General features: G+C 35.4%; 15 protein-coding genes. 10 read left to right on the plus strand and 5 right to left on the minus strand.

Annotation, left to right across the window (positions count from 1 at the left end; genetic code table 11):
* Positions 1 to 26: 26 nt before the first annotated feature.
* The gene (gene rnr, locus BUE24_RS10850) at positions 27 to 2,225 is read right to left on the minus strand and encodes a ribonuclease R (RefSeq protein ID WP_073316040.1); all 2,199 of its coding nucleotides are present in this window, start codon (positions 2,223 to 2,225) and stop codon (positions 27 to 29) included.
* Positions 2,226 to 2,465: 240 nt separating this feature from the next.
* On the opposite strand from rnr, the gene BUE24_RS10855 reads away from it, so the two are divergent.
* The 4 genes from BUE24_RS10855 to BUE24_RS10870 all read left to right on the plus strand — a co-directional run bounded on the left by BUE24_RS10855 (position 2,466) and on the right by BUE24_RS10870 (position 4,429).
* Complete coding sequence (locus BUE24_RS10855) at positions 2,466 to 2,645, plus strand: hypothetical protein (RefSeq protein WP_073316041.1); 180 nt, start codon at positions 2,466 to 2,468, stop codon at positions 2,643 to 2,645.
* An 83-nt stretch (positions 2,646 to 2,728) separates the two neighbouring features.
* Positions 2,729 to 2,968, plus strand: coding sequence for a hypothetical protein (locus BUE24_RS10860; protein WP_073316042.1), 240 nt, complete (start codon positions 2,729 to 2,731; stop codon positions 2,966 to 2,968).
* A gap of 570 nt (positions 2,969 to 3,538) precedes the next feature.
* A complete protein-coding gene (gene rpiB / locus BUE24_RS10865) occupies positions 3,539 to 3,970 on the plus strand; it encodes a ribose 5-phosphate isomerase B (protein WP_073316043.1) in 432 nt (143 codons plus the stop codon).
* Positions 3,971 to 3,982: 12 nt separating this feature from the next.
* Entirely contained in the window at positions 3,983 to 4,429 is a 447-nt protein-coding gene (locus tag BUE24_RS10870; protein ID WP_073316044.1) for a GNAT family N-acetyltransferase, read from the plus strand.
* 3 nt (positions 4,430 to 4,432) lie between these two features.
* Here the strand turns inward: BUE24_RS10870 and BUE24_RS10875 are convergent, their stop codons facing one another.
* Both BUE24_RS10875 and BUE24_RS10880 read right to left on the minus strand, forming a co-directional pair.
* On the minus strand, positions 4,433 to 5,839 hold the full coding sequence (locus BUE24_RS10875) for a DUF5689 domain-containing protein (RefSeq protein WP_139241973.1): 1,407 nt from the start codon (positions 5,837 to 5,839) through the stop codon (positions 4,433 to 4,435).
* 11 nt (positions 5,840 to 5,850) lie between these two features.
* Positions 5,851 to 8,733: a peptidase associated/transthyretin-like domain-containing protein gene (locus tag BUE24_RS10880; protein WP_073316046.1), complete on the minus strand. Its 2,883-nt coding sequence runs from the start codon at positions 8,731 to 8,733 to the stop codon at positions 5,851 to 5,853.
* A gap of 147 nt (positions 8,734 to 8,880) precedes the next feature.
* Between BUE24_RS10880 and BUE24_RS10885 the strand changes: the two genes are divergently transcribed.
* Entirely contained in the window at positions 8,881 to 9,924 is a 1,044-nt protein-coding gene (locus tag BUE24_RS10885; RefSeq protein ID WP_483188849.1) for an endonuclease/exonuclease/phosphatase family protein, read from the plus strand.
* Between the two features lie 44 nt (positions 9,925 to 9,968).
* Here the strand turns inward: BUE24_RS10885 and BUE24_RS10890 are convergent, their stop codons facing one another.
* A complete protein-coding gene (locus tag BUE24_RS10890; RefSeq protein ID WP_073316048.1) occupies positions 9,969 to 10,223 on the minus strand; it encodes a hypothetical protein in 255 nt (84 codons plus the stop codon).
* A gap of 120 nt (positions 10,224 to 10,343) precedes the next feature.
* On the minus strand, positions 10,344 to 12,176 hold the full coding sequence (locus BUE24_RS10895) for a cation:proton antiporter (RefSeq protein ID WP_073316049.1): 1,833 nt from the start codon (positions 12,174 to 12,176) through the stop codon (positions 10,344 to 10,346).
* A 278-nt stretch (positions 12,177 to 12,454) separates the two neighbouring features.
* Between BUE24_RS10895 and BUE24_RS10900 the strand changes: the two genes are divergently transcribed.
* The 5 genes from BUE24_RS10900 to BUE24_RS10920 all read left to right on the plus strand — a co-directional run bounded on the left by BUE24_RS10900 (position 12,455) and on the right by BUE24_RS10920 (position 18,991).
* Positions 12,455 to 13,315 (plus strand): MBL fold metallo-hydrolase, encoded by an 861-nt coding sequence (locus tag BUE24_RS10900; protein WP_073316050.1) that lies wholly within the window; start codon positions 12,455 to 12,457, stop codon positions 13,313 to 13,315.
* Between the two features lie 16 nt (positions 13,316 to 13,331).
* Positions 13,332 to 15,011, plus strand: coding sequence for a S8 family peptidase (locus BUE24_RS10905; RefSeq protein ID WP_073316205.1), 1,680 nt, complete (start codon positions 13,332 to 13,334; stop codon positions 15,009 to 15,011).
* An 8-nt stretch (positions 15,012 to 15,019) separates the two neighbouring features.
* Positions 15,020 to 16,852: a M1 family metallopeptidase gene (locus BUE24_RS10910; RefSeq protein ID WP_073316051.1), complete on the plus strand. Its 1,833-nt coding sequence runs from the start codon at positions 15,020 to 15,022 to the stop codon at positions 16,850 to 16,852.
* 70 nt (positions 16,853 to 16,922) lie between these two features.
* On the plus strand, positions 16,923 to 17,336 hold the full coding sequence (rnpA, locus tag BUE24_RS10915; protein WP_342039427.1) for a ribonuclease P protein component: 414 nt from the start codon (positions 16,923 to 16,925) through the stop codon (positions 17,334 to 17,336).
* Between the two features lie 32 nt (positions 17,337 to 17,368).
* Positions 17,369 to 18,991, plus strand: coding sequence for a S41 family peptidase (locus BUE24_RS10920; RefSeq protein WP_073316052.1), 1,623 nt, complete (start codon positions 17,369 to 17,371; stop codon positions 18,989 to 18,991).
* Positions 18,992 to 19,038: the final 47 nt, after the last annotated feature.

A 19,038-nucleotide genomic window follows, 5' to 3' on the forward strand; every position in this document is an offset into this window, starting at 1 on the left:
ATTTGTGTGTTATTATCTATAGAATTTTATTCTACCTCTTCTTTACTTCCGATAAGTGTAAAATCCAGATGCCTTTTGACCAAATCAGCACTTTTTACTTTCACATAAACTTCATCTCCTAGCTGGTAAACTTTCTTCGAAGTCTGCCCTACAACAGCATATTCGTCCTGATCGAATACGTAATGATCATCATTCATATCGCGTAATCTGATCATTCCTTCGCATTTATTGCTAATAATTTCTACATAAATACCCCACTCGGTTACTCCAGAAATTACACCCAAAAAATGCTCGTCTTCATGATCTTTCATGAACTTGATCTGCATGTATTTAATAGAATCTCTTTCTGCATTTGCAGCAAGGTTTTCCATACTACTGCTGTGATTACACTTTTCTTCGTATTCTTCTTCAACAACAGATTTTCCATTATCCAGATAATGTTGCAGCAAACGATGTGCCATAACATCAGGATATCTTCTAATCGGTGATGTAAAATGCGAATAATAGTCAAATGCTAATCCATAATGCCCAATATTACGGGTAGTATATTCCGCTTTGCTCATACTTCTAATAGCAAGCGTATCTACAAGGTTTTGTTCTTTTCTACCTTGCACATCCTTTAATAAACCATTTAAAGATTTTGTGGTAGTTTTTCGGTCTCTTAAATCTAATTTATATCCAAATCGTCCGATGATGTTTTGTAGTGCTGCTAACTTTTCGTCATCGGGTTCGTCGTGTACTCGATATACGAAGGTTTTCTTTGGATTTTGTTTTCCGATGAATTCTGCGACTTTTTTATTAGCAAGTAACATAAACTCCTCGATTAACTTATTGGCGTCCTTAGAAGTCTTAAAAAAGACTCCTGTAGGTTCGTTATTGTTGTTTAAAGAGAACCGTACTTCTACCTTATCAAAAGAAATAGCTCCATGTTTCATTCGTTTGGAGCGCATGATCTTGGCCAACTCATCTAATTTAAGAATCGCTTCTTTTATCTTATCATCAGCGGCATAGCTTTTTCCGGTAAGTGAAATTTCTTCAGGAATACCACTTTCTTTGGTCTCTATGATATGTTGCGCTTCCTCGTAAGCAAAACGTGCATCAGAGTAGGTTACTGTTCTACCAAACCATTGATTTTTGATTTCTGCCTTATCGTTAAGTTCAAAAACTGCAGAAAATGTATATTTCTCTTCATGTGGTCTTAAAGAACATGCATTATTCGATAAAATCTCGGGTAACATCGGTACCACTCTATCTACCAGGTATACAGAAGTTGCTCTTTCGTAGGCTTCATCATCAAGAATTGATCCTGGTTTTACGTAGTGTGATACATCTGCAATGTGGATACCAATTTCGTAGTTTCCATTCTCTAAAATTTCGAAAGATAAAGCATCGTCAAAATCCTTGGCATCCTTGGGATCTATCGTAAACGTTAAGATATTTCTCATATCTCTTCGTTTCTTGATTTCAGATTCCTGAATACTCGTATCTAATTGATTGGCAAATTCTTCAACCTCCTCGGGAAATTCATATGGTAGCCCATACTGAGCTAAAATAGCATGAATTTCGGTATGGTGTTCTCCTGGTTTACCCAGAACTTTTACTACTTTACCAAAAGGTGATTCTGCATTATCAGGCCAATCTTCTAACTTTACCAATACTTTATCCCCATGTTCAGACTTGCCTATTTTATTCTTCGGTACAAAAATATCGGTATACATTTTACCATCCTGAACATTTACAAAACCATAATTTTTTTGAAGCTCAATAACTCCTACAAACTCATTTCTTTTACGGTTGATGATTCTTGTAATTTCTCCTTCGCTTTTCCCTCTTCTCTTTCTGCGGTACACATATACCTCTACTTCGTCTCCGTCTAATGCTTTATTTAAATTATTATTTGGAATAAAAATATCGTCTTCAAGATCCTCTACCACTACATATCCAGTTCCTTTTGCGGTGATCTCTAATCTACCTGTAAATGTATTTATATTAGGAATGATCTTAAATTTACCTCGCTCAACTTCTTCAATTTGTTTTTTTGCTGCTAATTGAGCTAACTTCTTGATAATCTGATTTCTGCTACTGGCATCATTCACACCGAATTTAGCAGCTATTTGTTTGTAATTAAAAGTTTTATGAGGTTCTGATTTAAGTATTTTGAGTATTCCTTGGGTGATATTCTCTATTTTGGGAGACTTTTTTCTTCTTCTACTCTTTCTTTTCATTAATGTCAATTATATTATATCTGATAAAAGTACTGTTTATTGTTAAAGATTTATAATTTTAGGTTTAAACTTTTTATTAATCATTGCATTCTCTTTATGTTTAACCTTTAAAAAATGTATTATCTGTAAATCAGTAGTTTATATTTACATTTTCTAAACAATTTCCTGCTTTTATCTTAAAAATTACTTAATTTTATTTTACTATACTAAACAGTCATAGATTGCTGTTTCTATATAACGATGGCTAAAATCAAAAAAGTACATAAAGTAATATTCCTTTTCGTTCTAATATTCTTGTTAGGAGTGTATTCTTTCAGTTTATATATCAGTAATACCCTGGATAAAAAGAATGAAACGATCAATGAGTCAGAGATAAATGGCTCAGCACGATTTGGGGAAGAAACTCTAGAGACTGATTAACGGTCAGTAGTTTATCTCATTTTATCACTACTTTACTGATCCCTTTTTCTTATTTCGTATATTTAGCTATTGATTTTCTTTTAATGAAAGACTTTGTTATTGTAAAAACCTTTACTTACCCCTATGAATACGCTATATTGAAACTTCTTCTAGATAGAGAAGGCATATCGTATTTCTTCGAGAACGAAACAATGATTGGCGTTTTTCCTTTTTACTCCAACGCTCTGGGAGGAATCAATCTCAAAGTTCATCAAAGAGACAAAGAAAGAGTACTACAAATCATAGACGATTTAAATACCAATTCTCATCTACGAATTGTATAAGAACATTCTTTATTTTCAATTTTTAAATTCAAAGATACTTTTCAACATATATTAAATATATCTTTTTTCTTTTTTTGAAATTTAAAATTAATAATGATACTTATGATGTAGTGTGAATAGCGGTATAACTTTTCGAAGTTTTTTTTGCTTTTTTAGTTTCTTGAAATTTTCAGAAACATATAAACAAGATATCAATATGATAATTGCTTGAAAATGTAACAGAAATAAAAAATAATCAACAGTTGTTAATAGCATATTCACAGGTATAATATTTAATAGTTTTTCAAAAAAATGGCAGTTCATAACATTAATTTAATGTTTGAAAACTCAACCAAAAAAAATGAATTTATTGTTTTGAAAATTGCAGACACCTCTTGTATTCTAATAAAAAATCAAACAAGCAAAAAAATGTTATAAATTTTAGGAACCATTTATTCACATACAATGTTAACACAAGGTTATGAGTTATTAACATTAAGGTAATATTTACGTAATTATTTGACTTTTTGAAGGTTACTTTTTTGGATTAAATTATCTTTGTAGTGTAACTCAAACAGACATCAAAAACAAATGAAAATAGCTATAGGAAACGACCACGCAGGAACAGAATATAAGTTTACAATAGTAGAATATCTTACTTCTCAGGGAATTGAAGTAATTAATCATGGTACAAACGAAGATTCTAGTGTAGATTATCCAGATTTTGTGCATCCTGTAGCAAAAGATGTTGATAGTGAGAATGCGGATTTTGGAATTTTAATTTGTGGTAGTGGTAATGGTGTTGCCATGACTGCTAACAAATACAAAAATATTCGGGCTGGTCTGTGTTGGACAAAAGAAATAACAGAACTTACCAGACAACATAATAATGCAAACATTATATGTATCCCTGCAAGATTTACTTCTGCACCACAAGCTTTAGAAATGGTAAAAACATTTTTAAATACTGCTTTTGAAGGAGGTAGACACTTAAATCGGGTAAACAAAATACCGATGTGCTAATACTACGGATTTATGAGCCTAAAATTTATGGTAAAAAGGTTCGATGAGTTTACAGCATCGGAGCTCTATAAAATTTTGCGCTTACGCGCAGAAGTTTTTGTTGTTGAACAAGATTGTGTATATCAAGATATCGATAACAAAGACCAAAAAGCATTGCATGTAATTGGTTACAAAGATGATCAAGTTGTCGCTTATACTAGAATATTTAAAGCAGGCGATTATTTTGAGCACGCCAGTATTGGTAGAGTAGTGGTTGCTGAAAAAGAAAGGCAATACGGATATGGCCATGATCTCATCAAAGAAAGCATTGCTGCCGTGGACAATCATTTTAAAACCACCACCATCAAAATTTCTGCACAAACCTATTTACAAAGATTTTACGAATCCCATGGGTTTGTTATGGTAGGAGAGGAGTACCTCGAAGATGGTATCCCCCATATCGGAATGATACTAGAGTAAAAGTTAGTTACCAGTTATTTTGATGTTATCAATGTGGTACCGTGTGGTCACTTTTGGATCACCGCCCAAATATCTAAACCCTATTCTCACCGTACCTTCTACACAATTCAAACCAATAGCACCAGAGGGAAAAAGGTCTCCAAAAGCATTTAATGGTCCGCGGGGTACGGTTACGTCTAATTTAGACCAGTTGGCAGTCGAGACATCATCAACAAAATCAGTACTGATAAACACCTCTAGAATATTACCATTATCAAACCCGGCTTGGACATCAAAGTTCAAAACTTCTGAATATGTGGTACTTAAGTCAATTTCAGGAGTAATCAACCAAACTTCATACAAGCCTTCATTTGATCTAAACCCTGTGATTTGAGCATATTTATTATTGGCAAACTCCCCTATTTTGTATTTCAACTTCCCTTGTGTTTGATTGATATTAAACCAACCTTCTTTCCCCAAATCTGAGGTTTTAAAATCAGTAAAATCTTGCTCAAAAATGATTTGATTTCCTTCTTGTTCTTGAACGCATTCAAATACTTGAGGATCACATCGTTCTTCGGTATCAAATAAAAGTCCATTGGGATCATTGAGTACCAGATTATATCGATTTCCAAGAAAATTCTTGGTAAGAATCCCTTGAAAGCTACCCCTATTTTGAGGTAGTTTTAAGCCTTTAAAATCAGAAAAAGTACTGGTGCTTAAAACCGTGTTTCTTTGGGTTTCACAATCTTCTATGATTCGTTCTCCATCAAATAGGTCATTGGGTTCTGAAGCAAAAGAAAAGACATTATCATTTTGGACAAAGTTTTTATGAAATTGAAGGTTGTTGATCTTGATAAAAAGATGAAGATACTGATCAGAAAAATCAGAAATACTCAATTCCAAAGGGATAATTTCTGCTATTTCTAAGCCTCTTATTATTGTGTGTTCAGTTTGAAATGAAGGTATTGGAGCAATCGTATTTCCATCGAGAACTCCTAATGTAGGAACCCCATTTTCTATGCCTATAGATAAACCATTCAGAGGAATAAATACGTTTCTTCCAAAATCGTAAAAGGTAAACAGAGGGTTAACATCTACCAATACTCTAATCCCCGCGGTAGGATTATCCTTTTTGTTTTGAATGATGAGCTCTTTAAAAAAATTGCTTGCACGGTCACTTGATACCACATATCCACTGATAAAATTATCAGTATCCTCAAAGATCAATTTCGCATTTTCTCCTTCTTTTTCTAGTTCCTGACCAAGCATGCCTAATAAGGATTGTATATCAATAGAAGTACCTGTAATTTCTGGTTCCTGAGTCGATATGGATGGAGTGTCAAAATTTTGTTCTGGAGTGCAGTATAAAAGAATTGAAGCTAGGAACATATAGCAAATTGATCTGCTGGTTTTTGGTGTGAATATCATTTGATCTGTGTTTAAAATCTTACATAAAAATTAAGGTAGTATGAGGTGCTGAAGCCATAAAAGTACTTTGGGCCAAAAATGGGCGTATCCCTTCTGGATTCTTCTAATGCTAGTCTATAATTGGCATTTCTGGTTTGTTCAAAACCACCGGTTCTGTATTTCTGGTCAAGGATGTTAGTAATGGAAGCAAAAAAACCTAAAGTATAATTGTTAATTCTCCATGATTTTCCACCAATAGCATTTACAAGAAAGTAATCTTCCAATTGTTCTTGCTGTAACAAAGATTGAGCTACAGTTTCATCAATATCATTAAAAGGCAAACCATCACGATCTTGATAAAAATTAGAGGTTCTTGCAAATGGACTCACATTGATAAAGGCGTTAGAAAAATAATTAACAGTGGTTCCAAACCACCAAAAATCAGGATCACGGTATTCGAATCCCAATTGAGCCACGTTTTGTGGACCCACAGGCAAATAATATCCCTTGATGTAGGATTTGCCGAAAGAACGAACACCTTGTACCTCTGCAAAAACATCACTAGTACTGGCTAGTGCTAGTTCTGGGTTGTTATTGTATCTAAATTCTCCAATCGCTGCTGCGGATTTGAGTTTTAAGGTTGGGGTAATCTGAAATTCAATACCTAGTTCACCTCCATAGTAAAGCTTATCGATATCGGTTACAATCTCTTGTACAAAACCAGCTTCTGATCCTGAAATAGCTTGCGTGTAAAAAAAGGAAATATCTGTCGCGTCTTCTATTTTGGTATAATAACCGCTCAAACGCGCTTTGATGCGTTTAGAACGGAATAAATAGTTAGCATCTACGGTTTGAATGATTTCATTTGGTTGTTCTGTTCCGGTAAGCTCAGAAACAGTCATGTTGTTTTGTCTTGGGTTTACAAAAACATTTTGAAGCGTAGGGGCTTTACTAAAATATCCCGCATTGACCTGAAAAGTCTGTAACCCATCGATTCGTATCGTAGATCCTGTTTTTATGCCATAATTTAGAAATTGCTGTGCCGTACTTTTTCCAAAGGATTGATTGCCGGGAAAATAACCATTTTCATACAGTCCGTCTCTTTGAAAGGAAGATTGAGATATCTTACCTCCAATAAAAAAATCAACGGGGTTAAACCGAAATGATGTTTGCAAAAACCCATTCATAGTAGCCGCTTCCAGTATATAGTTGTAATCATATCTGTCTCCTTCGGAGACTATTCTATTTGGGTTACGTAGATCACTTTGCGCTTGATTAAGTTGTATATCGTGGTCTAAAGAAGAAAAGGATATAGCAAAGAGATCAACATCCAAAAAACCATTACCCCCTAATAAATCGCTTACTTCTGCAAAGTTTTCACTAGATAAGGAGCGATAAGACATGGAAGCATTAAAATTGATATGTTTGGATATCTTACTACTTACAATCACATTACCCACCAATTGAGTGTCATCCGTACGATCTTCATATACGATATAAGTAGAATTATTTCCTAATGCTGCATTGTTAAGATTTGTAGCTACTAGAGAGTCCCAATCGATCTGTCCATTATTGATTAGGTTTTCTCGAGCTAAAAAAGCATTCTGAAAATCTAGGTGAGTTGGGTTAGGGTTACCAAGAAAAAAACTAGGTAAGTTACTTTGATGAACAGGGTTGGTTTGTGTACTTCTTCCTCCTCCGGCAAACAGCTGTTGTCCACTTGAAGTTATAAACAGGTCTCCTCCTGTGTTATCAATACGACTGTTCCCTACCTCTCCGGTTTGATACGCTAAATTGGTATTGATTAGGGTATTTTCTGAAAGCTGCCAATAATGATTTAGCATAAAGATAGGTTCTTCTATTCTTCGTTGTCGAGCATTTCTTATTTTACCATTATGATATCCCCAATTCGGATTGTAATTAGGTCCTTTGATACGAGCTACCTCTTCGGTAATTGCAGTAGATCGACCTCTTTGATTTGGCGTATAGAACCCCGTAAAATTAAGACTGTGTTTCTCATTTATTTTTTTCTCTACGGATGCAAAAAAGGAGTGTGCATTGTATCCTGTGCCTTCAAAAATTCCTTCCTCACCAAATCTTTTAGAAAACGATAATGAATATGCCCATCCGCTTTGTGAAACTCCAGAATTATAGGTAGCCATTACCCTTCCCTGGTAGGTGCGGTTTGAAGCGGCATAAGAGACTCTTCCTCCTTTTCTGTACTGAGATGCCCTCATAATGATATTTGATGTCCCCAGGAGATCGCCAAAGGAATAGCTGTTTTCTGAAATACCCATTGAAAATTCCTGATTGCGCTGTACATCATTTAACCCTCCCCAATTGCTCCATTGCGGTCTTCCATTGTAGATTTTGTTGAAAGCAATTCCGTTAATCAAAAGTTGACTATTTTCATTATTTATGCCTCTTGGTCGAAAAAAAGCTGCGCTAAAATCATATGCTGCGGCATTCAAGAAGATGTCTTTTCTAGCTTGTAAGAGCGCCGGAATATTAAAGGAAACATCGTTCTCTTCTTCCAGTTCCAGGTCACTGATTTCGATAGTAGCAATTTGTTGATCCTCTTCACTAAAATCATAATCTAATCGGAGGATTTTAAGATCAAGTATTTGGGCTTCATTAATCACAACAGGAAACCGTTTCGAAAGGTATCCACGTTTTGAAATGACAAGAATCTGCTCTCCAAGAGGAAGTTGCTCATCATTAAAGCTAAAGACTCCAAAAGTATTGGTTCGACAAGAGATATCGGTTTTTTCAATTGACACCAAAGCATCAACAATATTTTCATTGCTAAAAGTGTCGATAACCCTACCTTTTATATTAGTTTCCTGAGCATTTAAGATGGAAACACAAAACTCAAATACCAGAGCGAGTTTTAATGTAGATATTCGATTTATCATGTCCTTTACCTAATTCTTTTTGGTTATAAAAAATTATGAGTAGGACGACGTTGTGAGAGGCAATATTAAATTACATCAGTTTCAAAATCTGAAACTCAGAACATTAATATTTGTGAGAATGATTAAACGATTTGTATTATGGTTGTGATTAAAAGAGTACTGATGATCTTTTTGTCTTTTGTGCCTGCGATACTGCTCTCACAGCAAAAGAAAACCTATAACATTCAGACCGTCGCTTTTTATAATTTAGAAAACCTTTTTGATACCATAGATGATCCTCTAACATTTGATAATGATAGAACTCCAAAAGGCCGATATCATTGGACCGATAAATTGTATAAAGAGAAATTACAAAACATGGCATTAGTGATTTCGAAAATTGGAAAAGAACATACTGGAAGTGCTCCGGCTATACTAGGAGTTGCAGAAATAGAAAACAGGAAGGTATTAGAAGATTTGATTAAAGAACCTATCCTTATTCAAAATAAATATGGGATTATACACAAGGACTCTCCAGATCGCAGAGGAATAGACGTGGGTTTATTGTATCAAAAAGATCGGTTCAAACCAAAACATTTTAAAACCTATGAATTATACCTTTATGATGAAGTAACACAAAAAAGAGTATATACAAGAGATCAATTGATAGTAAGCGGGTATTTGGATGGTGATTTGATTCATTGTATTGTAAATCATTGGCCATCAAGAAGAGGAGGTGAGACAAGAAGCGCATATAAAAGGAAAAAAGCAGCGAAACTGAATAAAAGAATAATAGATTCAATTTTTGTTTTAGATCCTTACTCAAAAATAATTACGTTGGGAGATTTTAATGATGATCCTGATAGCGCAAGCCTAAAAAAAGTATTGGGAGTGACCTCTAAACGAATGGATACAGATTTGAAAGAGTTATATAATCCTTTGGCCAAAATGAAGAATAAAGGTGTTGGTACGCATGCCTGGAACGATAGTTGGACGATTTTTGACCAAATCATCGTGTCGAAGGAGTTATTACAAGAAGATTACAGTTCTTACAGGTTTTATAAGGTAGGAATATTCAGTGAAGCATTTTTAATAACTACCACCGGGAGATATAAAGGATATCCTTTCCGAAGTTTTAGTGGTCAAAACTATGTAGGAGGCTATAGTGATCACTTACCAGTGTACATGTATTTGATAAAAGAAAAAAGGTGACTCCAAATAGAGTCACCTTCATAAGATTTAGTTAGCTAGGCCGATTATTGACCGATTGTTATTCCAGCATTACAAGTGGCATCAGCAAACGCTTCAAAAGTTGTTCCTTCTGGAAGTGTTTCAGTACCAGACTGCCCTAATGCAGTAACAGTTACTGTACCATCACCGTTGTCACAAATAGAAGTTGCGATACCAATGATTTCACACTCTCTACAGTTTCCTCCTCCATCATCATCACTTCCACAAGAGGTTATAACTAAAGCGAATGCACATACGGCAGATAACATAAGTTTTTTCATAGTATTTGGGTGTTTAATGTAAATTTATGAGCCCAAATATAGAAGTTATACACTTATTAACAAAAAATTAAGTTAAAAAAATGCATTTTATCGATAAAAAATGTTTTTTAGCGATTGTTTTTATACCTCTTCAATATCAAAAGGTTTACCGATATAGGCTAAGTAACTGTCTTCCTGTATCTGATCTATTTCTCTGCTGTAGGAAGAAATAATACGAAGATTTTTAGTACTATTTTTTATAAACAGAGGAATGATATCTGAATCTTCTTTGGTAATCTCAATAAGCGTTTTATAATGCTTTTTGTCCTTAATTTTTATTTCTTGAATACTAGGATACTTTTCGGCAAGTGCAATAAGTTTGTAGTAATCATCGGTATGAGAAAACAATCCTTCTTGTGGATTGTTATTAGGATTATTCATTTCGTCCGAAGTGATTAATCGAAACGAACCGTTCTCCCCAAATTGATCCTTAAACTTATTAATCGCATATTTATTGATATCACTGTTAGCAGTAAGTGCCATAAGATATCCAACGTCATTAAGCTCGATATTATCTTTTAATTGCTCACCATAAATGTTTGCTTCAATAGCATCTAGTCCTAAGTCTTTGGCTTTTGTAATATTATCTCTATTACTATCTACAAGTACAACATGTTTGTTATTATTTTTGATGTATAGAGCAATAAGCCTTGAAATTTTGGAGGCGCCAATGATTAAAATTCCCTCAGACTTATTCAAAAAGACACCTACCAATTTGGCCACATATCGTGCAGTAGTGGCGTTTAGTAATACTGTACCCAGTACTATCATAAACACCAATGGAGTGATATATTCTGCTCCGGGTACTCCTTCTTTGTACAACTTTAGCCCAAATAAGGAAGCGATTCCTGCTGCTACAATTCCTCTGGGTCCTACCCAACTAATAAAAAGCTTTTCATTGGTTTTTAGACCAGATTTCGAAGAACTAAGAAAAACCCCAAGAGGTCGAACGATAAATACAACAACGGCAAAAAGCAATCCCGCTTTCCAGTTATATACCAATTGTAAGTCTTCAAGGTTAATATTTGCTGCCAAAAGAATAAAAAGAATCGAAATTAGAAGAACGCTCAGAGATTCCTTGAAATATAAGATCTCATCCAGATAAGGTAAGTTAATGTTCCCCAAAACCATACCCATTACCACAACAGATAATAGACCGGATTCGTGAGCAAAAATATCAGAGAGCACAAATACTCCAAGTACTGTGGCAAGCGTTACGACATTCAATAAATAGTGTGGAACAATTTTTCTTTTCAGTGAAAAAGCAAGACCATATGCAAAGGTAAAACCAAAGGTAAAACCTACCAGAACGATTTTACTAAATTCGACAAGTGCAGTAAAGGTAAACTCTTCACCTCCACCAACACGAATAAACTCAAAAACCAAAACCGCGACCAAAGCCCCAATAGGGTCGATAAGGATACCTTCCCACTTTAATACAGCGGACACATCCTTTTTGAGGGGTATATTTCTTAAGATAGGTGTAATCACTGTTGGCCCCGTAACGATAATTAATGAGGAAAAAAGAAAAGAAATAGGCCAGCTCAGGTCAAAAATAAAATGGGCCGCCAGTCCAGCTCCAAAAAAGGTAACGACTACCGCCAGGGTAATAAGTTTAATGATCACCGGACCTACATTCAAAATTTCACTACGCCTTAGCGTTAATCCACCTTCGAATAGAATGATACTAATGGCCAGAGAAACAAAATAAAACAAACTTTCACCAGGAAAAAGCCCTTCGGTTCCGTTCCAGATAGGTTGAATTAGTTTTGTGCCGTCACCTGTGTATAATGTGGCAAGAGGACCCACCAGGAGCCCTATTAGGATTAGAGGTAAGATTGCGGGAATTTTAAATTTCCAGGCCACCCATTGTGCCAAAATTCCCAATATAATGATTCCTGCTAGTGCTAACATGAGTAATTTATAGATTCAATTTTGTGTAGAAATATCGTAATTTTTTTAAATATAGTTGAAATAAAGGGGATTTTACGAAACAAAAGATGACTTTATTTTATGATATTATATATCCTATCAATAGAGCGTTTGGATAGGAAATCGCTGCAGTAGAAATGTGGATTCATAAATGATTTGCAGTTTTTGACGCTATATCTAATGAAATATTGTTAAAAAGTCTAAAAAATAAATCCTCATCCTTGCCATTTTTTCTATTTTGCAAAGATTTTTATTGATACATGAACTTATATCCTATCAAAGCTGGAAATTTTAAACTAGACGGAGGTGCTATGTTTGGCGTTGTCCCTAAGGTGCTTTGGAATAAAACAAATCCAGCAGATGCTAACAATCTAATTGATATTGCAGCAAGATGCTTGCTTATCGAAGATGGAGAACGATTAACTCTTATCGATTCTGGGATGGGAGACAAACAATCAGAGAAATTCTTCGGGTATTACTCACCATGGGGAGACGATGATTTGGATAAGTCCCTAAAAGAAAAAGGATTTCATCGTGATGATATTACCGACATTTTTATTACCCATTTACATTTTGACCATTGCGGTGGAGTAGTACAGTGGAATAAAGACCGTACAGGATACGAATTGGCATTTAAGAATGCTAAAGTATGGAGCAACAAAGAACATTGGGATTGGGCAGTACAACCTAATGCCAGAGAGAAAGCATCGTTCTTAAAAGAAAATATTTTACCTATTGAGGAAAGTGGGCATCTTAACTTCGTTTCGAGAACAGCAAATGCTTTTCAAAAACAAACCGAATTAGGTTTTGGCGTACTATTTGCTGATGGTCATACAGAAAAGCAAATGATTCCGCATATTACTCACAAAGACAAGACCATTGTTTTTATGGCCGACTTGTTACCTACAGTGGGTCATATTCCCTTACCTTATGTAATGGGATATGACACAAGACCTTTGTTGACCTTGGATGAAAAAAAGTTGTTTTTAGAAACAGCCGCAGACAACGGATGGTATTTGTTTTTGGAACACGATGCGCATAATGAAATAATAACCTTAAAACACACAGAAAAAGGCGTTCGACTTAATGAGGTTTTTAGCTGTGAAGATATATTTAATTAAAAAAATAGAATTGAAAATGAAATTTTCCACAAATACGATTTTTTCAGTGGTAACCTCTTCTTTAATCTTAGTTGGATGTGGAGGTGCCCCAACCATAGTTTCTACACCAATAGAGAATATTGATACAGTTCCTTTGAAACACGATCAGCTTACAGAAAAACAGCTGAAGAATTGGAATTCTTATGACTTAGTGACGGATACTATACCAGGCATGAGTGTTCTTAAGGCGTATGATGAATTGCTAAAAGGTAAAAAAGGACAAACGGTAGTAGTAGGAGTTATAGATAGTGGTGTTGACATTGAGCATGAAGACCTTAAAGGTGTGGTATGGAAAAATCCTAATGAGATTGCAGGAAATGGAAAAGATGACGATAACAATGGATATGTTGATGACATCTACGGATGGAATTTCTTAGGAGATTCTAATGATGAAAATCTGGAATACGTAAGAATTATCAAAAAATTAAAGCCAAAGTACGAGGGCAAGAACCTTTCTTCGGTTGCAGATAATGAAAAAGAAGAGTACCAACAGTATATAGAAGCCAAGGCCGAATTTGAAAAAGAATATCAAGAGGCTTCTCAAAACAAAATGCAGTATGAGCAAATCTTGCAGCAGTCAAAAATATCTCACAAAGCTATTGCAGCTGCAATTGGTAAAGAGGATTATTCAAGCGAAGAATTGCTAAAGGTAGAAGCAAAAACACCAGAAATGCAGCAACATGTTGCTTTTCTGTCTCAAATGTTTGGGTTTTTGGATCCGGGAGATACTATTCCGGATTTTATCGAGAACCTAACAGAGGGTGTTGAGCATTTCACCAATCAATTAAATTATAACCTTAATCCAGAATTTGATGGAAGATCAGTAGTGGGTGATGATGTTGATAATTTCGACGATAGAGATTATGGAAACAACAAGGTAATGGGGCCTAATGCAGATAAAAAAGGAATTAAGCACGGAACTCACGTTGCAGGAATCATTGCCGCTGAAAGAAATAATGGTAAGGGAATGAATGGTGTTGCCAAAAATGTTGAAATCATGGCAATCCGTGCGGTACCCGATGGTGATGAGTATGATAAGGATATTGCTCTAGCAATACGATATGCGGTAGATAACGGTGCAAAAGTGATCAACACTAGTTTTGGTAAGTATTACAGTACACATCCAGAATGGGTATGGGACGCCATAAAATATGCGGCTTCAAAAGATGTGCTTATCGTAAATGCGGCAGGAAATGAAGGTATAGATCTGGATGAAAAACCAGTATATCCAAACGATCAAGTTGCCAATTCCGAAGAAATAGCAGACAACTTTATCACGATCGGTGCCTTAAATTATGAGTATGGATCTAATTTGGTTGCCAATTTTTCTAACTACGGAAAAAACAATGTAGACGCTTTTGCTCCTGGAGTAAAAATTTGGGCTACAACTCCAAATAACAAATACGAATACCTTCAAGGAACTTCGATGGCTGCTCCTGCAGTTGCTGGGGTAGCAGCTTTGATCAGGTCTTATTATCCTAAGTTGAAGGCAGCTCAAGTAAAAAACATCCTTATGGATAGTGGATTAAACACCACTACTTCTGTGATCCTTGGTGGTGAGCAGACAAATTCTAAGCCGTTTTCGGATATTTCAAAATCTGGAAAAATGGTAAATTTATACAATGCATTGATCCTTGCGGATAAGATGTCTAAATAAAAAATATTATGATACGTAAAAATGTAATTCTAATTTTTCTTTTTGTTGCGTGCGGCGTATGGGCACAAAACAATGGCTCGTATTGGCAACAACGTGTGGCGTACAAGATGAATATAGATATGAATGTTGAAAATTATCAATATTCCGGAACACAAGAATTAACGTATACCAATAATTCTCCAGACACGTTAAATCAGGTTTTTTATCATTTGTATTTTAATGCATTTCAACCCGGTAGTGAAATGGATGTTCGTTCTCGCAATCTTCCGGATCCAGATCCAAGAGTGGGAGACAGAATTAGTAAATTAAGCCCTGAAGAAATAGGGTATATTAAGGTTGCTAGTTTAAACCAGAATGGACAACCTACAAAGTATGAGGTTGCGGGTACTGTGTTGGAAGTAAACCTGAACAAACCGATTCTTCCTGGAGAAAAAGCCACGTTCGCCATGGAGTTTACAGGGCAAGTACCTGTTCAGATCCGTCGTTCGGGAAGAAACAACAAAGAAGGTGTTGCACTTTCTATGACACAGTGGTATCCAAAGATGGCAGAATATGATTTCGAAGGGTGGCATACCGATCCCTACATCGCAAGAGAGTTTCATGGGGTATGGGGAGATTTTGATGTCACTATTTCTATTGATAAGACTTATGTCTTAGGAGGGTCGGGATACCTTCAGAACCCTAATGAAGTAGGACATGGATATGAAGAACCTGGAACCAACGTAAAAGTGAAAGGAAAAAAAATAGCATGGCATTTTGTGGCGCCAAATGTTCATGATTTCACTTGGGCTGCAGATCCAGAATACATTCATGATTCGGTACAAATACCCGACGGACCAAAGCTTCACTTTTTGTATAAAAACAATAAAGACATTATTGATAACTGGAAAGATTTACAACCTAAGTCTGTGGATTTGATGAATTATTTCAGTGAGCATATCGGTAAATATCCTTATGATCAATATTCGATCATACAAGGAGGAGACGGTGGTATGGAGTATGCGATGTGTACTTTAATAACCGGAGAAAGAAAGTTTGGAAGTTTAGTTGGTGTAACCGCTCATGAAATGGCTCATGCATGGTTTCAACATATTTTGGCAACCAACGAAGCCAAACACGAATGGATGGACGAAGGATTTACAAGCTATATTTCTACTTTAGCCATGAATGAAGTGATGAAGCAAAACAATCCAAATTCATTAAAAGGGCTATATCAGGGATATATGCAATTAGCACTTTCGGGAATAGAACAACCGCAAACAACGCAGGCAGATCGTTATGCACATAACTCGGCTTACGGAGCATCTGCTTATGCCAAGGGAGCCGTTTTCTTATCTCAATTGGGATATATCATAGGAGAGGATAACTTGAAGAAAACCATCAAAAGATACTATAAGGAATGGAAGTTTAAACACCCTACACCAAATGATTTCAAAAGGATTGCAGAAAAAGTCTCTGGAATTCAGTTGGATTGGTATTTAAATGATTGGACACAAACGACAAATACCATTGATTATGGTATTAAAGAAGTTACAGAAGAGAATGGTAAAACATTAATTACTCTGGAGCGTGTTGGGCAAATGCCAATGCCAACAGATTTGTATGTAGAGTATGGAGATGGATCTATAGAGTCATTTTATATGCCTATAAGAATGATGAGAGGAAAGAAAGGAAATCCTATTGATTCGATGCCAAGAAAGGTAATGCCAGATTGGCCTTGGACGAATCCAACGTATACCATTACGATCGAAAAACCGATATCAGAAATAAAATCGGTGAAATTGGATATCACTAAGCTTATGGCAGATGTAAATCCAAGTAATAACACATACATGAACTAGTTCGTCTAGTTCTTAAGATAATTTTCCGGCTATAAAACGTTGTTTATGGCCGGATTTTTTATAATTTCTAGTGATCAAATTTGATGGTCATGTTGATATGATGAGTGAGTCCTTCGGAAAAAAAGAAAAATTAAAGAGTAAAAAGGAAATAGAATTACTATTTGCCGAGGGGAAATCTATTGCCAAATACCCGGTAAGGTTAGTTTTTAAAATGGTTTCTTTTGAAGAAGATGTAGCTTTCAAAGTTGGTACATCGGTAAGTAAGCGTTATTTCAAAAAAGCGGTGGATCGCAATAGGATAAAGCGATTAATGCGAGAAAGTTATAGAAAAAATAAGTATATTGTAGCCAACACTACTCATCAATTCACTTTTATGTTTTTATATACTGGCAAAGAAATGCCAGAATATGATCTGATTGAATCAAAAATAAAAGGAATATTACTAAAATTTGTTAAGCAAGAAATAGAACCAAAATCGAAGTAATACATCGTTGGATGTGCTTTAAATATATGCTCATGAAAAAGAGAATTTTCTATCCCGCTATTGCTGTTGTAATTCTGTTATCAACAGTAAGTTTCAAATCTGATTTTTTTGAAATCGCAAAGCAAATCGAAATTTTTACAACCATGTTTAAGGAGTTAAACATGAATTATGTAGATGAGACCAATCCTGCAGAGCTCATGGATACCGCCATAAAAGCAATGTTGGATGATTTGGATCCTTATACCAAATATTGGAATGAGCAGGATGTCGAAGCTTCCAAAATTCGTAATGCGGGTGAGTACACAGGTATTGGAGCATCTGTAAAAACGATTAAGGACAAAATTATCATCATGGAGCCTTATAAGGGGTATCCTGCCGATAAAGCAGGTCTTAAGGCGGGAGACGAAATTATTCAGATCGGAGATGTCAAGGTATCCGATTTCAAAGATGATGCGGGAGAACTACTGAAAGGCGCTAGCGGAACCACAGTAGATATTACCTACAAAAGACAAGGAAAGGTAAATACAACAGTACTTACGCGTGAAGAAATTGAGGTGGATGCAGTACCTTTTTATACTTTGCTAGAAGATAACACAGCATATATTGTATTGTCGAAGTTTAATAGCAAAGCTTCTTCAGAAACCAAAGACGCTTTGGAAGAACTAAAGGCGCAAGGTGCCAACAAAGTGATCCTGGACCTTAGGGGAAATCCTGGAGGATTATTGAGCGAAGCTATCAATGTAACTAATATTTTTGTGCCAAAAGGAGAGCTAATTACTACTACCAAGTCGATAGTAAAAAAATATAACAAAGAGTACTCTACAAAGAGAACTCCTATAGATACCGAAATTCCATTGGTAGTATTGGTAAATGGAAGAAGCGCTTCGGCTAGTGAGATTGTAGCAGGTAGTATTCAGGATTTAGATAGAGGAGTGGTAATAGGAGCAAGAAGTTTTGGAAAGGGATTGGTACAACGCCCTAAAAAACTTACTTACGGAACGCAATTGAAAATTACCATTTCGAGATACTATACACCAAGCGGAAGATGTATACAAGCACTGGATTATTGGAATCGTGACCAAGACAATAAAGCAGTGCGTATTGATGAGAAGGATTTTAAAGCCTTTAAAACCAAAAACGGAAGAACGGTGTATGATGGAGGAGGAATAGAACCAGATATTGAATTAGAGACGTCTAAATTCAGTAAAATTACCACGGCATTGCTAAGATCTGATGCTATCTTCAGCTATGGAACCAAATATTACTATTCGCACCAATTACAAAAACCTGGTGATTTCAAATTTACTGACAAGGACTACGAAGATTTTAAGAAGTTTGTAAAGGATAGTGATTTTAAGTTTGAAACAGAAACAGAGAAGTCTCTTGAGAAAGCTTTAAAAGTGGCCAAAAGAGAAAAACTGGACCAAGATATTTCAGCAAGCTATGATGCCTTGATTGCAGCGATAAATACTTCAAAAGAAAAGGGACTGGACATCCACAAGAAAGAAATCATGAATCTGCTTACTGATGAGATCATTAAGCGCTATTTCTACAGAGAAGGGTTATACAATTATTATGTTACCCATAATCCAGAGATCGCAAAAAGTAAGGAGATCCTAAACAACAAAAGCAAATACGATGAAATATTAAAGTAACCCTCGATGAGGTTTATTACAATAAAAAAAGAGCCGGGTAAATAACT

Origin of the sequence: Aquimarina spongiae, assembly GCF_900141785.1 — a bacterium.
GTDB classification, from domain to species: Bacteria; Bacteroidota; Bacteroidia; order Flavobacteriales; family Flavobacteriaceae; genus Aquimarina; species Aquimarina spongiae.

Bases quoted from the DNA above. Each gene is read 5' to 3' on its own strand.
- BUE24_RS10895 (WP_073316049.1), bottom strand. From the start codon at position 12,176: ATGTTAGCACTAGCAGGAATCATTATATTGGGAATTTTGGCACAATGG.
- BUE24_RS10860 (WP_073316042.1), top strand. From the start codon at position 2,729: ATGAAAGACTTTGTTATTGTAAAAACCTTTACTTACCCCTATGAATAC.
- rnr (WP_073316040.1), bottom strand. From the start codon at position 2,225: ATGAAAAGAAAGAGTAGAAGAAGAAAAAAGTCTCCCAAAATAGAGAAT.
- BUE24_RS10875 (WP_139241973.1), bottom strand. From the start codon at position 5,839: ATGATATTCACACCAAAAACCAGCAGATCAATTTGCTATATGTTCCTA.
- BUE24_RS10920 (WP_073316052.1), top strand. From the start codon at position 17,369: ATGAAAAAGAGAATTTTCTATCCCGCTATTGCTGTTGTAATTCTGTTA.
- BUE24_RS10905 (WP_073316205.1), top strand. From the start codon at position 13,332: ATGAAATTTTCCACAAATACGATTTTTTCAGTGGTAACCTCTTCTTTA.
- BUE24_RS10910 (WP_073316051.1), top strand. From the start codon at position 15,020: ATGATACGTAAAAATGTAATTCTAATTTTTCTTTTTGTTGCGTGCGGC.
- BUE24_RS10900 (WP_073316050.1), top strand. From the start codon at position 12,455: ATGAACTTATATCCTATCAAAGCTGGAAATTTTAAACTAGACGGAGGT.
- BUE24_RS10870 (WP_073316044.1), top strand. From the start codon at position 3,983: ATGAGCCTAAAATTTATGGTAAAAAGGTTCGATGAGTTTACAGCATCG.
- rpiB (WP_073316043.1), top strand. From the start codon at position 3,539: ATGAAAATAGCTATAGGAAACGACCACGCAGGAACAGAATATAAGTTT.
- BUE24_RS10890 (WP_073316048.1), bottom strand. From the start codon at position 10,223: ATGAAAAAACTTATGTTATCTGCCGTATGTGCATTCGCTTTAGTTATA.
- BUE24_RS10880 (WP_073316046.1), bottom strand. From the start codon at position 8,733: ATGATAAATCGAATATCTACATTAAAACTCGCTCTGGTATTTGAGTTT.
- BUE24_RS10855 (WP_073316041.1), top strand. From the start codon at position 2,466: ATGGCTAAAATCAAAAAAGTACATAAAGTAATATTCCTTTTCGTTCTA.